The organism is Amycolatopsis xylanica (assembly GCF_900107045.1).
Taxonomy (GTDB): Bacteria; Actinomycetota; Actinomycetes; order Mycobacteriales; family Pseudonocardiaceae; genus Amycolatopsis; species Amycolatopsis xylanica.
In genome coordinates this window covers 109,448-123,647 of record NZ_FNON01000010.1, presented here as the reverse complement: position 1 = coordinate 123,647, position 14,200 = coordinate 109,448, and the positions used below count along the sequence as shown (strand labels likewise).

The following is a 14,200-nucleotide window of genomic DNA, read 5'->3' as shown; positions in this document are numbered from 1 at the left end:
GTGCGTCACACCCGGTCGTCCCAGGAGGGCACGCACCAAAGATTCGCCAGTTCAAATCGGAGGGCAGCAGCCGTGGTACCGCGAGACGAATGGTCGATCAACTGCCGGGATCTGGCCGGCAGGCGCCGCGACGTCACCGTTTTCGTCAGCAGCGACAAGGTGGTTCTCGTGGCTCCGCCCGGCGAAGCCGCCGTGCTCGGGCCACTGGACGTCGGAAGACTGCGCGCGGCGTTGCGCGACGCGGTCGTCGCCGTGGCCAACCCGGACGGCGACTGACCTACCGTTCTTACTGACGAGTAGGTAAGCTCGGCCCATGACGGGCTACTTTGTCACAGGAGCGACCGGTTTCCTCGGAAAACGCCTGGTCACCAGGTTGTTGGCGCGAGAGGCGACGGAGACCGTGCACGTCTTGGTGCGTGAGACGTCACGGAACAAGTTCGCCGCGCTGCCGTGGGCGGCCGACGACAGAGTGGTGCCCGTGGTCGGTGATCTGACCGAGCCCCTGCTCGGCATCGACCCCGCGCCGTTCGCCGGGATCACCCATGTCGTGCACCTGGGCGCGATCTACGACCTCACCGCGTCCGACGAGGCGAACCGCGTCGCGAACGTCGAGGGCACCCGCAACGTCCTCGCGTTCGCCGCGGCCGCGAAAGCCCAATGGCTGCACCATGTTTCGTCGATCGCCGTCGCGGGTGACCACGCGGGCAAGTTCACCGAGTCCGACTTCGACCTGGGCCAAGCGTTCTCCTCGCCGTATCACGCGACGAAGTTCGAAGCCGAAAAACTCGTGCGCGCACAGGACTCCGTGCCCTTCAAGATCTACCGGCCGTCCGCGGTCGTCGGCGACTCGCGCACCGGCGAGATGGACAAGATCGACGGGCCGTACTACTTCCTCCCCGCCATCTCCCGCCTCGCCGCGCTGCCGAAGCGGCTGCCGCTGGCCGGGCCGGATCTGGGCGGCACCAACCTGGTCCCGGTCGACTACGTGGTCGCCGCGATGGACCGCCTGATGCACGCCGACGCGCCTTCCGGCAGCACGTATCACCTCGCGTCCCCGCGCCCGCAGTCACTGCACGAGGTCTACAACGCCTTCGCGCGCGTGGCGGGCGGCCCGCGCATCGTCCGCACGCTCCCCTCCGGGGTGCGCACGGCGGGCACGCGCCTCGCGTCACTGGCCGCGCGCGGCGTCGACAAGATCCCCGGCGGCAGGCAGGCCCGCGCGAGCGTGCTGAGCGAACTCGGGATCCCGCTGGAAGTCCTGCCGCACATGAGCATGGCCGTCGACTTCGACACCACCGCGACCCGCGCGGCGCTGCCCGGCCTGAAACTGCCGGAACTGCGGGAGTACGCCGGGCCGCTCTACCGCTACTGGCGCGAGCATCTCGACACCGATCGCGCGCGCCATCGCGGCCTGACCGGCAAGACCGTGCTCATCACCGGCGCTTCGTCGGGCATCGGCCGGGCGTCCGCGCTCGCCGTCGCCCGCCGCGGCGCGACGGTGCTCCTGGTCGCGCGCCGCGCCGACCAGCTGGAGGAGGTCCGGCGCGAGATCGTCGCCGAGGGCGGCAAGGCGTTCGCGTACCCGTGCGATCTCACCGACGGCGACGCGATCGACGCGCTGGTCAAGGACGTCCTCACCGAGCACCCGGTCGACATGCTGGTCAACAACGCGGGCCGCTCGATCCGGCGTTCTGTCCACTTGTCGACAGAGCGTTTCCACGACTACGAGCGCACCATGGCGGTCAACTACTTCGGCCCGGTGCGGCTCACGCTCGGCCTGCTGCCTTCGATGGCCGCGCAACGCTTCGGGCATGTCGTGAACGTGACGACCCAAGGACTGCAGACGGACACGCCGCGCTTTTCCGCTTACCTGGCCTCGAAAGCGGCCCTCGAGGAGTTCGGGCTGACCGCCGGACGCGAGACGCTGTCCGACGGCATCACGTTCACGTCGGTGCGGATGCCGTTGGTGCGCACGGACATGATCACCCCGACGGGCGCGTCCTACCGGGTCATCCCGTCGAGCAGCCCGGAGCGCGCGGCGGCCTTGGTGGTCAAGGCTTTGGAGGAGCGCCCGGTCGTGCTCAGCCTGCCGGAGGGCCGCGCCGCCGAACTCGCGACGCTGATCGGCCCGAGGTTCATGCGCTTCGCCGCGCACCTGGCCTACCGGGCGATGCCGGAATCCGCGCCCGAAGCCCGCCACTTGCCACGCAAGGCTCCTCTGGCTTCGGTGGCGGGCGCGGTGACCAGGCTCGCCTGGCGTCGCCGGGGGTAAGAACGGGATAAAGCGGGCTTTATCCCGGGGAAAAGCGTCCCGATATAAAGCCCGCTTTATCCCGGGCCTAGTCCTTGAGCAGGGCCTTGGCGATGTGCGTGACCTGGATTTCGTTGCTGCCCGCGTAGATCATCAACGACTTCGCGTCGCGCGCCAGCTGCTCGACGCGGTATTCGGCCATGTAGCCGTTGCCGCCGAAGAGCTGCACGGCCTCCATCGCGACCTCGGTCGCCGCCTCGGACGAGTAGAGCTTCATCGCCGACGCCTCCGCCAGCGTCGGCAGCTTGCCCGCGCGCAGGCGCTCGATCGTCTGGAAGACCATGTTCCGCACGTTGATCCTGGCGATCTCCATCTTCGCCAGCTTCAACTGGACCAGCTGGAACCGCCCGATCTCCTGACCCCACAGCTTCCGGCTCTTCGCGTACTCGACGCTGAGCCGGTGGCATTCGTTGATGATTCCGAGCGCCAGCGCCGCGACGCCCATCCGCTCGTACGAGAAGCTCTCGCGCGCGCTGGCCTCGCCGCCGGAGCCGAGCAGCCGGTCCTGCCCGAGCCGGACGTCGTCGAAGAACAGCTCGCCGGTCGGCGACGAGTTCATCCCCATCTTCTTGAACGGCTTGCCCTGCGTGAGCCCGGGCATTCCCTTGTCCAGCACGAAAGTCAGCACCTGACGGTCCCGTGCGGGCGACCCGTCGTCGAGCTTGGCGTAGACGACGATCGTGTCCGCGTACGGCCCGTTCGTGATGAACGTCTTCTGTCCATTGAGGACGTAGTCGTCGCCATCGCGCCGGACGTGGGTCTTCATGCCACCGAACGCGTCGGAGCCGGAGTCCGGCTCGGTGATCGCCCACGCGCCGATCTTCTCGAACGTCGCGAGCCCCGGCAGCCAGCGTTCCTTCTGCTCCTGCGTGCCGCGCGCGAGGATCGTCGCCGCGGTCAGTCCGATGCTGACGCCCATCGACGCGACGATGCCCAGGCTCACCCCGGCCAGCTCGCTGACCGCGATGAGCGCCATGCCTTCCTGGCCGCCCAGCTTCTGGCCTGATCCCGAAGATTTCTTACCTAGCAAGGACTTCACGGCCTGTGCCGCCATCACATCGATGCCGAAGGCGGCGAACAGCTTCCGGATGATGTCGTACGGCGGCAGTTCACCGCTTTCGAGCGCGTCGGTGTGCGGGCGGATCTCCTTGGCGATGAACTCCCGCAACGCGTCCCTGATCATCAGGTCGGTCTCTGACCATTCGATCATGCCCAAGCACCCAGCCGGTCGCCCACGTCGCCGATGGTCCACGGGCCGTCGGTCTCGGTCGTCTTGACCGCGTGCCAGCCTTCCAGCAACGAGATCGCGCCACCCTGCACGGCGAACAACTTGCCGGTGTGCGGGCATTTCTCGGTCGACAGGTACGCGACCAGCGGCGAGATATTGGCCGGGCTGAACGCGTCGAACTCGCCTTCCTCGACCTCCTGGGCGAAGATCGCGCCCATGCCGGGTGTCGCGAGGGTGAGCCGGGTGCGGGCGATCGGCGCGATCGCGTTGGCGCGCACGCCGTAGCGTTCGAGTTCCTGCGCGGCGACCAGTGTCATCGCGGCGATGCCCGCCTTGGCGGCGCCGTAGTTGACCTGTCCCGCGTTCGGCATGAACGTGCCCGAGGCCGAGGCGGTGTTCACGATCGCCGCGGTGACCGTCTTGCCCGACTTGGCCTGGTCCTTCCAGTACGCGGCCGCGTGGCGCATGGTCGCCATGTGTCCCTTGAGGTGCACGGCGATCACATCGTCCCATTGGGACTCGTCCAGGTTCGCGATGAAGCCGTCACGCAGGATGCCGGCGTTGTTGATCAGCAGGTCGAGCCCGCCGAACGCGTCGACCGCCTGATCGACGAGCGCCGCGGCGCCCTTCCAGTCGGCCACGTTGTCGGTGTTGGCGACCGCTTTGCCGCCCGCTGCCACGATTTCGTCCGCGACCTGCTGGGCGGGACCGGCGTCGGAGCCGCTGCCGTCGTTGCCGCCGCCGAGGTCGTTGACGACCACGCTCGCGCCTTCACGCGCGAAGAGCAGCGCGTGCTCGCGGCCGATGCCGCGCCCGGCGCCGGTGATGATGGCGACGCGTCCGTCCAATACTCCCATTTACCGCTCCTCCGCGATGACGGCGAGGCCGTCCTTCACCACGACGTCGTCGCCGACTTTGGTTTCGTACGCATAGGTTTCCGGCCCGGCTCGCCAGATCTGCGTGGAAATGTCCTGCCCTGGCAGTACCGGCTTCGAAAACCGCACGGCGAGCCGTTTGAGGCGTTCGGTGCGCGAGTCGGCGACCTCGGTGAGCACCGCCCACGACGTGAACGCCAGCGTGCACAGGCCGTGCGCGATGATCCCCGGCAGGCCGGCCATCTTCGCGATCTCTTCGTCGAGGTGGATCGGCATCGGGTCGCCGGACGCGGGTGAATACCGGAACGTTTGGTCCTCGTCGACGTGCTGGACGACCTTGGCGACCGGCGCGTCACCACGCAGCGCCTCGTCGAATTTATGGCCCGGCGCAAGGGTTCCGCGCGTCTCGCCCGCGTTGAACTTGCGGACGAAGGTGGTCACGTACTGCTCGTTGACCAGGTCGCCGCCCTCGGTGCGGCACTCGATGTAGGTGGCCGAGCGGGTGCCGTTCTCGAGGCCCTCCCAGCCGATCATCTTGGCGCGCGACACGAGCTTGTCGCCTGGCCGGATCGGGCGGTGGAACACGAAGTCCTGCTCGCCGTGCACGACGCGCGGGATCAGCTCGACCGGCATGACCTCGACGGCCGGTTCGAGCAGCGAGTCGAAGACGGGCACGATCGCGAACACCGGCGGCGCGATGTCACCGGCGCGGTGTTCCTCGATCGGGTCGTTGGTGGCCTCGGCGTAGGCGATGATCCGCTCGCGGGTGACCTCGAACCGGTTCTCGTCGGTCCACCGGTCAAGGCCTTCGGGGTCGAAGTTCATCCGACCAGCTCGGCGAACTTGGCCAGCGAGGCGTCCAAGTTCTTCTTGCCGTCCTTCTCGACGGCCTTGCCGAGCGCGCCGACGATCATCTGTCCGGTGAACTCGGCGTCGATACTGGCTTTCGAGCCGCCAGGAGCGTCCACAACGGACAGATCGAACTTGACCTTGACGCCCGCCATGCCGGTGCCGGAGATCGAGAGCTTGTTCGGCGCCTCGAACTCGTCGACCGTCCATTCGATGGTGTTCGGCATGCCGAGCATGGTGACCACTTCGGACACCTTGGCGCCCTTGGCGAACTCCGTCGGCACGTCACCCTTCCACTTGGTGTGGATGGTCAGCCATTTCTCGAAGTTGTTCGGGTTCGAGAACTCGGCCCACACCTTGTCGGGAGCGGCCGGGAGGTCGACGGAAGCACTGATCTGGCCCATGGTTCTCCTTTAGCGGTTCGCGTGCTGGTAGGCGGTGACGACGGCGGCGCCGCCGAGCCCGATGTTGTGCTGCAAGGCGGCGGTGACGCCCTCGACCTGGCGTTTGCCTGCGGTGCCGCGCAGCTGCCAGGTGAGTTCGGCGCACTGCGCGAGCCCGGTGGCGCCGAGCGGATGCCCCTTGGAGATGAGCCCGCCGGAGGGGTTGACCACCCAGCGGCCGCCGTAGGTGGTGTCATTGGCGTCGACGAGCTTGCCGCCCTCACCTTCGGCACACAGGCCGAGCGCCTCGTAGGTGAGCAGTTCGTTGGCGGAGAAGCAATCGTGCAGCTCGATGACCTGAACGTCTTCGGGGCCGAGCCCGGACTGGTCGTAGACCTTGAGCGCCGCTTGCTTGCTCATGTCGGCGCCGACGAGCGCGGCGGCCGACTTCGAGTCGAAGGTGCTGCGGAAGTCGGTGGTCATGGCCTGGCCGACGATCTCGACGGCCTGGTCCGCGAGGCCGTGTTTGTCCACAAAGGACTCACTGGCGATAATCGCCGCACCCGAACCGTCCGAAGTGGGCGAACACTGGAGCTTGGTGAGCGGTTCGTAAACCATGCGGGAGTCCAGGATGTCCTGCAGCGAGTACTCGTCCTGGAACTGGGCATACGGGTTGTTGACCGAGTGGCGGTGGTTCTTCTCGCCGATCTTGGCGAACTGCTCGGCCGTGGTGCCGTACTTCTCCATGTGCTCACGCCCCGCGGCGCCGAACATCCAGGGCGCGGGCGGCATCGCGAACTCGTACAGCTCACCGAGCGCGAGCATGTGGTTGAGCATCGGCTGGACGCGGTCGTCGTAGGTCGACCCGAGCGAGCCCGGCTTCATCTTCTCGAAGCCGAGCGCGAGCGCGCAGTCGACCGTGCCGCTGCGAACCGCTTGCGCGGCAAGGAAAAGCGCGGTGGACCCGGTCGAGCAGTTGTTGTTGACGTTGACGATCGGGATGCCGGTGATGCCGAGCTCGTAGACGGCGCGCTGGCCTGCCGTCGACTCGCCGTAGACGTACCCGACGTACGCCTGCTGAACCTGTTCGTACGCGATCCCGGCGTCTTCGAGCGCCTTGGTGCCCGCTTCGCGCGCCATGTCCGGGTAGTCCCAGTTCTCGCGACGGCCGGGCTTCTCGAACTTGGTCATCCCGACGCCGACCACATAAGTCCTGTTCGCCATGGCGTGAACATACCAACAAGACTGTATGTTTATCAATGGTTACGAAGCTCGCGGGCGGAGTAGGTTAGCCTTGCCTACGTGGTCGCTACTGAAACCCGCCTGCACGGGGACGCGCTGACGCTCGCTTACGACGGGCGCACGGTCGCCGAGGAGCTCGCGGTGTCCATCCCGGACCGCTCGTTCACCGTGATCGTCGGGCCGAACGCCTGCGGCAAGACCACGCTGCTGCGCGCGCTCGCCCGGATGCTGAAGCCCCGCAAGGGTTCGGTGTTCCTGGACGGCCAGGTCATCACGGCCTACCCGGCCAAGGAGGTCGCGCGCCGCCTCGGCCTGCTGCCGCAGAGTTCGATCGCGCCGGACGGCATCACCGTGTCCGACCTGGTCTCCCGGGGCCGCTACCCGCACCAGAAGCTGCTGCGGCAGGCGTCGGCCGAGGACGGCGCGGTCGTCGCCCGCTCGATGGCCGCGACCGGCGTCGACGACCTGGCCGATCGCCTGGTCGACGAGCTGTCCGGCGGCCAGCGCCAGCGCGTCTGGATGGCGATGGCGCTCGCGCAGGAAACGGACCTGCTGCTGCTCGACGAGCCGACGACCTATCTGGACATCGCGCACCAGATCGACATCCTCGACCTGTGCGCGGACCTGCACGCCCAGCAGGGCCGGACCCTGGTCGCGGTGCTGCACGACCTCAACCACGCGGCCCGCTACGCCACCCACATGATCGCCATGCGCGGCGGCCAGATCATCGCCACCGGCACGCCCGAGGACGTGGTCACCGAGACCAACGTCGAGAAGATCTTCGAACTCCCCTGCCGCGTGATGCCCTGCCCCGAGACCGGCACCCCCCTCGTCATCCCCAAGGCAGGCCGCCGCACCCCGTGAACTATCGCGCGCGGCGGGAAAGCCGTGCCGGGTCGAGCGCTTGAATCAGCGCCGGATCCGGTGTGCCGTGCACGAAGGCGTTGACCAGCCTGCCGGTCGCGGGGCCGAGCATCAGGCCGAGCATGTTGTGCCCGGACGCCAGCAGCACCCGCGGATTTCCCGGCAGCGGGCCGATCGCGGGCAGCCCGTCCGGCGTCATCACCCGCGCGCCGACCCACTCGTCGCGCCGGGCCGTCCACTCCGCGGACCGCAGGTAGCCACCGGCCGCCGCGACGATCGCGGCGACCCGCCGGGGATGGAAAGCGTCCACATCGCTGTCGAACTCCATGGTCCCCGCCACCCGCAGTCGCTTGCCCATCGGCGTCAGCACCACCCGCGCGTCACCGAGATGCACGACCCGCCTCGGCAGCGGATCCGCGTCGACCGAGAAGCTGTATCCCTTGCCGGGGAACAAATCCACGGCAATACCCAGCGACCGGCACAGCTCGCGCGACCAGATCCCCGCCGCGATCACGACGTGCTCCGCGTCGAAGTCACCGGCCGAGGTCTTGACTCGCGCGCCCTGGATCGCGGTGGCCCGGGCTCCTTCGACGATTTCTACGCCGTCGGCGCGGAGCACGGCCGCGAGCCGGTCGACGAAGAGCGACGGATCCACCGACCATTGGTCCTTCACCAGATACCCCGCCCGCGCGGCCTGCCCGAGCGCCGGCTCCAGGTCGTGCAGCTCGCCACCGCCCAGCACCTGACCGGCCAGTGGCGCGCCGATCTCCCGCTGCGCCAGCCACGACCGCCGTGCCGACTCGGGTGAGTTGAACGCGAACAGGAACCCGTCCTTGATCGCGTCACCGTCCACACCGGACGATTCCAGCTCGCGGAACAGGCCGAACGAGCCGCGTGCGAGCCCGGCCAGCGCGTGAACCCCGTTGTCGTACTTGTGTTTCGTGGTGTTGAGACCGAACCGCACCAAGAATCGCGCCAGCGCGACGTCGGGCCGCGGCCGCACGTACAGCGCGCTGTCCGAGCGCGGCAGGCCTCGCAGGGCGGGGCCGATCACCCCCGGCGCGGGCAGTGGCGCGACGAGGTCGGGGCAGATCTCCCCCGCGTTGCCCCGCGACGCCCCGCCGCCGACGCGCCCGCGTTCGAGCACGGTCACCCGCGCGCCCGCCTGCCGCAGGTAGTACGCCGCGCACAGCCCGATCACCCCGCCACCGACGACCGTGACGCTCATCGAATCGCCGCCAGGTCCTCGGCCGAGCTGGATTCGGCCAGCGTCATCCCGTTCGTCTCCGGCGCCAGGAAATACGACGTGACCAGCCCGGCGACCGCGATGAGCCCACCGACCAGCATCGCCAGCCGCGTGCTCTGCGCGAGCAGCAGCGGCGCGCCGTACGTGCCGATGGCCGCGCCGACCCGGCTCACCCCGGTCGCGAACCCGTTGGCGGTGGCGCGCACCCCGGTCGGGAACAGCTCGGACGGATAGATCGCCTGCAGGCACTGGCTCGAGAACGACGCGACACCGAACACCGCGAACAGCAGGATCACCAGCCACGCCGACGGGCTGACCAGCGCCGCGAGCAGGAACAACGGCACCGCCGCGATCGCGAAACTCCACAGCAGCAGCTTCCGCCTGCCCTTGTTCACCACCAGCGCGCCCGACAGCGAACCGAGCACGAAGAAGATCTGGATGATCACCGCGCCGAGATAGGACGCGTTGCCCTCGGCGAGCCCGAGCGAGTGCAGGATCGTCGGCTGATACGTCGTGATCGCGTAGATCGGCAGCAGCTGGCACGCCCAGAACACGCAGACGAACAGCGTCCGTTTCCGGTACCTGCCCCGGAAAATGTCGCCGTAGCGGGTGCGCGAATCGGTGTCGGCCTCCAGATCGGAGAAGTCGGCGCCCGGCCCGAGCATCTTCGTCAGTACCTCGCGGGCCTCTTCGGTGCGTCCCTTGCTCAGCAGCCAGCGCGGCGACTCCGGCGTGCCGATCCGCAGCATCAGGATCAGGGCCGCCGGGATCGCGCTGCTGGCCAGCATCCACTTCCAGGCGTCGTCACCGAGCGAGAGCATCGCCCAGCCCGCGACGTACGCCGTCGCCGCGCCGACCGACCACATGGTCACGAGCACGACCAGCAGCGGGCCCCTCGACCGCTGCGGCGCGAACTCGGACGCGATGGTCGCGGCGATCGCGAAGTCGGCGCCGATCGCGATACCCATCAGGAAACGCAGCACGGTCAGCTGCCACGGATCGGTCGCGAAGAACTGCAGCAGCGACAGGATGATGAAGGCGGCGATGTCCGCCAGGTACACCTTCTGCCTGCCGATCCGGTCGGTCACATAGCCGAACACGAGGCCGCCGAAGAACATGCCGACGAGCGAGGCCGAGCCGATGACGCCCGCCATCGCCCCGCTCAGCTGGAAAGCGCCGGTGATCAACGGCAGCGCGACACCGATGATGCTCAGGATGTAGCCGTCGCAGAACTCGCCGCCACCGGCGTACATCGTGATGAGCCAGTGCGTCTTCGACGGTTTGCTGTTCTCGAGGGTTCGCTGGGTCATGAGGTGACGCTAGACACACGATTCCGGGACGTCATCGTACGAAGCATCCATCAATCGCGGCATTGTGACCAGCTGAAATGTACGATTCATCCATGCAGCTGACGCCGGAGCTCGCCCAGGAGATCGCCAGCGACACGACTTCGATCATCGGGCTCAACGTGCTCATCACCGATCGCGAGGCCGTGGTCATCGGCAGTGGCGATCTCTCGCGGGTCGGCAGCGTCCACGAGGCCTCGGTGCGTGTGCTGGAGACACTCGAACCGGCCACGCACACGGCCGACCAGGCGCGGCTGCTGCGCGGTGTGAAACCCGGCATCACCCTGCCGATCGTCCTCGACGGCACCGCCGTCGGCACGGTCGGCCTGACCGGGACACCGCGCCGCGTGGAGCGGTTCGGCCAGGTCGTGCGGCGGCAGACCGAGATACTGCTGCGCGAGTCGGTGCTGGTCCGCTCGCGGCTGCTGCGCGAACGCGCGCTCGAAGATCTGTTGCGGGACATAGCTTTCTTCGACGCGGCCATCGTCGAACCAGCCGCCATCGCGGGACGCGCGGTCGAACTGGGGCTGGACATCCGGCTGCCGAGGACCGCCGTGGTCATCGAGATCAGCGGCACCCCGGAGACCTCGCCGATCCGGACGGTCCGCGAGGTCTTCGGCGACCCTCAGGACGCGGTCGCCGAGATGACCGCGAGCCGGTTCGCCGTGCTGCACCGCGGCTCGGCGGAGACCCCGTGCGCACGGGCCGTCGAGCTGCTCGCCGAGCGCAACGGACTGCGAGCGCGCGCCGGTTTCGGGTTGCCCGCGACGACCGTCGCCGGGCTGCACGAGTCGTACCTGGACGCGGTCGCCGCCGTCCGGCTAGGCCGGACCGGGCGAGTTTCGGCCATCGCGGACCTGCGGGTCGAGCAGCTGCTGGCGGCGGCCCCACAGCTCGCGCGGCAGCGGTTCACGGCCACGGTCCTGGGCGCGCTGCGCTCGGATCCGGCGTTGCGCGCGACCGTGGTGGCGTGGTGCGAGAGCGGGTTCAACCTGGTGCGCGCCGCGGGCGCGCTGCACATCCACCGGAACACCCTGCTGAACCGGCTCGACAAGATCTCGAAGCTGACCGGGCGGCCGGTGCGGACCCCGGCCGAGGGAATCGCGCTCTACCTCGCGTGCGTGACGAGTAAGTTGGCAGGGGAGGTCTCATGACACAGGAACTTTGGTCCACAGTAGACGATTACCTGACCACGACGCTGTCCCCCGACGACCCCGCGCTCGAAGCGGCCAGGCGCCGCTCCGACGACGCCGGGCTCCCGCCGATCGCGGTCGCGCCGAACCAGGGCAAGCTGCTGCATCTGCTGGCCAAGCTCGCGGGTGCGCGCCGGATCCTCGAGGTCGGCACGCTCGGCGGCTACAGCACGATCTGGCTGGCCCGCGCGCTGCCCGCGGGCGGCGAGCTGATCACGCTGGAGTTCGACCCGAAGCACGCCGAGGTCGCGCGCGAGAACCTCGCGGCGGCCGGTGTCGGCGACCGCGTCGACATCCGGCTGGGCGCGGCGGCCGACACGCTCCCGGCGCTGGACGGGACGTTCGAGTTCGTGTTCATCGACGCGGACAAGGTGAACAACCCGACCTACTTCACCGAGGCGCTGCGGCTCACGAAGCCGGGCAGCGTGATCGTGGTCGACAACGTGGTGCGCGGCGGCGCGGTCGCGGACGCGGCGAGCACCGACCCGTCGATACTCGGCATCCGCCGGATGAACGAGCTCATCGCGGCCGAGCCCCGGGTGGACGCGACGTCGTTGCAGACGGTCGGCGGGAAGGGGTACGACGGCCTGACCATCGCTTTGGTGGTCGCTTAGGGCGTGTTTCATAAGTCTGTTCGATGAGCTTCGTGATCCAGGTGGTTCCTGGCGGCGCCGCGGAATCGCCCTCGTACCGGGTTGTACTCGGGTGATTCCGCGGTGCCGCCAGGGGCCGCCTGGGCGCGAAGATCGCGAACAAGACTTATGAAACACGCCCTAAGTTCCCATGAAAGCGTTCCAGATGGCGGCGGGGACGTTCTGGCCGCTGAGGTGCTCGTCGTTCGCGTCGCGCATCCGGCGTTCCTCGTCGGCGCCGACCCAGACCGCCGTGGCGAGCTGGGTGGTGTAGCCGGCGTTCCAGGCGTTCGCGGCGTCGCCCGTGTCGTTGAAGCGGAACGCGCCACGCATGACCGGGATGGGCCTGCCGTCGGCGGCTTTCTCCTGCAGCGCGCCGGTGATCGTCTTGGCGACGCGCGGGTCCACTCCCGGCGCGCGCTTGACGTCACGCTGCCAGACGACCTGGCCGTTCTCGTCGCGGATCTTGGCGACGAAGTGCGTCTCGACCTTCTGGCCGTCCCCGGCGAACGTCGCGTACGCGCCCGCGACGTCCCGCGGCCGCAGCCCGTAGCGCCCGACCGCGATGCCCGCGCCGATCTTGACGCCGTCCGGCTCGCGCAGCGTCGCCTGGCCGTCGACCTCGTCGGGGATCCCGGCGTCGCGCGCCGCCTTGCTGACGGCGTCGACGCCGAACCGCCTGGTCATGTCGACGAACGGGGTGTCGGCAGGCAGCTTGATCGCCTCGCGCGCCGAGCATTTCTTCTCGTCGGCGCAGTCGTTCTGGTTCTTGAACGTCTCGCCGCCGAACTCCATCTTGAACGGCGCCTCGTAGGGCTGGTCGAGCGTCCCGCCATGCTGCAGCGCGGCGGTGGCGATGAACGGATAGAACGCGGGCCCGGCCGCGTACGGCGTGCCCGCGTAGTCGTGCGCGCTCCATTTCCCGCCCTGGTAAGCACGAACGGCCCCCGTCGCCGGATCGACGGCGACCAGCGCGGCGCGGTAGTGCTCCGGCATGTCCTTGAGCCCGCCGTCGACGGCCTTCGCGGCGTTGGCCTGCGCTTGACGGTCCAGGGTGGTCTCGACCTTCATGCTGCCGCGGCGGAGCCGGTCGAGCGGGAAGCCGAGCTGCTCGAGTTCGGTGAGCACCTGCTGCTTGACGTGATAGTCGGGGTAGGTCACGCGCCCGGCCCGGGTCTCGGACGGCGGCAGGATCGAGTCTTTCGGGTACGCCAGTGCGCTGACCTGGTCCTTCGGCACATAGCCACGCGAGGTCAGCTTGTCGGCGACGTACTGCCAGCGTTTGGCGGCGTGCTCGTGGCTGGACGCGAACGGGTCGTGCACACTCGGCGACTGGATCATCCCGGCGAGGAAGGCGGCCTCGCTCCACGTGATCGAGTCGTCCAGCTTGCGCCCGAAGTAGGCGTTCATCGCCGCCGCGGGCCCGGACGTGCTGCGGCCGAACGAGATGATGTTGATGTAGCTCTCGAAGATCTGTTCCTTGCTCTGTTCCTGGGTGATCTTCGTGGCCAGCACCAGCTCGGTGAACTTCCGGCCGGCGGTGGCGTCGTCGTCGCCGGTCGACTTCTTGATGTACTGCTGGGTGATCCCGGACCCGCCGCCGACCCCGGTCACCGCGGCCCTCGCGATGCCCATCGGGTCGAAGCCCTGGTTGTCCCAGAACGTCGGATCCTCGACGGCGATGATCGCGTCACGCAGTTTCTGCGGAATCTCCTGGTACCGCACGTAAAGCCGGTCACCGTCCGACGGAACGACCTTGAGCAGATCGGTGCCGTCGGAGTACTGCAGGACCACGGTCTTGTCGAGATCCGCGAGCACGTCCTGCGGACTCCGCACGTCCAGCATCAGATAGGCGACCCCGAACGCGCTGACCGGTATGGCGATCCCGATCCCCGCCAGCCAATACGCGACCCGGCGCACCACCCTCCACCGCTTCCGCCGCCGTGCCTTCGCCTCGTCCGGAAGATCGTCCACGACCCCTAAGACGCCCGACCGGGTGACAGGTTCAGTGAAAAGATCACCAAAAGTTAT

The 14,200-nt window shown here is 68.5% G+C and carries 13 protein-coding genes; 5 read left to right on the top strand and 8 right to left on the bottom strand.

The genetic code is table 11. The annotated features are described in order from the left end of the window. Positions 1-72 precede the first annotated feature (72 nt). Together BLV57_RS35670 and BLV57_RS35665 are read left to right on the top strand one after the other, a co-directional pair. Positions 73-276: a hypothetical protein gene (locus tag BLV57_RS35670; protein WP_091297137.1), complete on the top strand. Its 204-nt coding sequence runs from the start codon at positions 73-75 to the stop codon at positions 274-276. Between the two features lie 37 nt (positions 277-313). Beyond that, positions 314-2,272: an SDR family oxidoreductase gene (locus BLV57_RS35665; protein ID WP_091297135.1), complete on the top strand. Its 1,959-nt coding sequence runs from the start codon at positions 314-316 to the stop codon at positions 2,270-2,272. 67 nt (positions 2,273-2,339) lie between these two features. On the opposite strand, the gene BLV57_RS35660 is transcribed toward BLV57_RS35665, so the two are convergent. Genes BLV57_RS35660 through BLV57_RS35640 form a run of 5 tightly spaced genes read right to left on the bottom strand, consistent with a single transcriptional unit; the run spans position 2,340 to position 6,870 of the window. Further along, positions 2,340-3,521 (bottom strand): acyl-CoA dehydrogenase family protein, encoded by a 1,182-nt coding sequence (locus tag BLV57_RS35660; protein ID WP_091297133.1) that lies wholly within the window; start codon positions 3,519-3,521, stop codon positions 2,340-2,342. Next, positions 3,518-4,396, bottom strand: a complete 879-nt coding sequence (locus tag BLV57_RS35655) for an SDR family oxidoreductase (RefSeq protein ID WP_091297131.1) — start codon at positions 4,394-4,396, stop codon at positions 3,518-3,520. Before BLV57_RS35655 ends, BLV57_RS35660 begins: the two co-directional genes overlap by 4 nt. Continuing rightward, on the bottom strand, positions 4,397-5,239 hold the full coding sequence (locus tag BLV57_RS35650) for a MaoC/PaaZ C-terminal domain-containing protein (protein ID WP_091297129.1): 843 nt from the start codon (positions 5,237-5,239) through the stop codon (positions 4,397-4,399). Beyond that, a complete protein-coding gene (locus tag BLV57_RS35645; protein ID WP_091297126.1) occupies positions 5,236-5,667 on the bottom strand; it encodes a type II toxin-antitoxin system Rv0910 family toxin in 432 nt (143 codons plus the stop codon). The genes BLV57_RS35650 and BLV57_RS35645 overlap by 4 nt, the downstream gene beginning before the upstream one ends. Positions 5,668-5,676: 9 nt before the next feature. Further along, entirely contained in the window at positions 5,677-6,870 is a 1,194-nt protein-coding gene (locus tag BLV57_RS35640; RefSeq protein WP_091297125.1) for a lipid-transfer protein, read from the bottom strand. A 78-nt stretch (positions 6,871-6,948) separates the two neighbouring features. Here BLV57_RS35640 and BLV57_RS35635 point away from each other — a divergent pair, with 78 nt between their 5' ends. Then, positions 6,949-7,752 carry an ABC transporter ATP-binding protein gene (locus tag BLV57_RS35635; protein ID WP_091297122.1) on the top strand — a complete coding sequence of 268 codons (804 nt, stop codon included), beginning with the start codon at positions 6,949-6,951 and terminating at the stop codon, positions 7,750-7,752. Position 7,753: 1 nt separating this feature from the next. Here BLV57_RS35635 and BLV57_RS35630 read toward each other — a convergent pair whose 3' ends face one another. Together BLV57_RS35630 and BLV57_RS35625 are read right to left on the bottom strand one after the other, a co-directional pair. Then, positions 7,754-8,980 (bottom strand): NAD(P)/FAD-dependent oxidoreductase, encoded by a 1,227-nt coding sequence (locus tag BLV57_RS35630; RefSeq protein WP_091297119.1) that lies wholly within the window; start codon positions 8,978-8,980, stop codon positions 7,754-7,756. Then, positions 8,977-10,308, bottom strand: coding sequence for an MFS transporter (locus BLV57_RS35625; protein WP_091297116.1), 1,332 nt, complete (start codon positions 10,306-10,308; stop codon positions 8,977-8,979). The genes BLV57_RS35630 and BLV57_RS35625 overlap by 4 nt, the downstream gene beginning before the upstream one ends. Positions 10,309-10,400: 92 nt before the next feature. On the opposite strand from BLV57_RS35625, the gene BLV57_RS35620 reads away from it, so the two are divergent. Both BLV57_RS35620 and BLV57_RS35615 read left to right on the top strand, forming a co-directional pair. Next, on the top strand, positions 10,401-11,498 hold the full coding sequence (locus BLV57_RS35620; RefSeq protein WP_218134947.1) for a CdaR family transcriptional regulator: 1,098 nt from the start codon (positions 10,401-10,403) through the stop codon (positions 11,496-11,498). Beyond that, positions 11,495-12,151, top strand: a complete 657-nt coding sequence (locus BLV57_RS35615; protein WP_091297112.1) for an O-methyltransferase — start codon at positions 11,495-11,497, stop codon at positions 12,149-12,151. Before BLV57_RS35620 ends, BLV57_RS35615 begins: the two co-directional genes overlap by 4 nt. A 159-nt stretch (positions 12,152-12,310) precedes the next feature. Here BLV57_RS35615 and BLV57_RS35610 read toward each other — a convergent pair whose 3' ends face one another. Beyond that, positions 12,311-14,143, bottom strand: a complete 1,833-nt coding sequence (locus BLV57_RS35610) for a transglycosylase domain-containing protein (protein ID WP_245757647.1) — start codon at positions 14,141-14,143, stop codon at positions 12,311-12,313. Positions 14,144-14,200 lie beyond the last annotated feature (57 nt).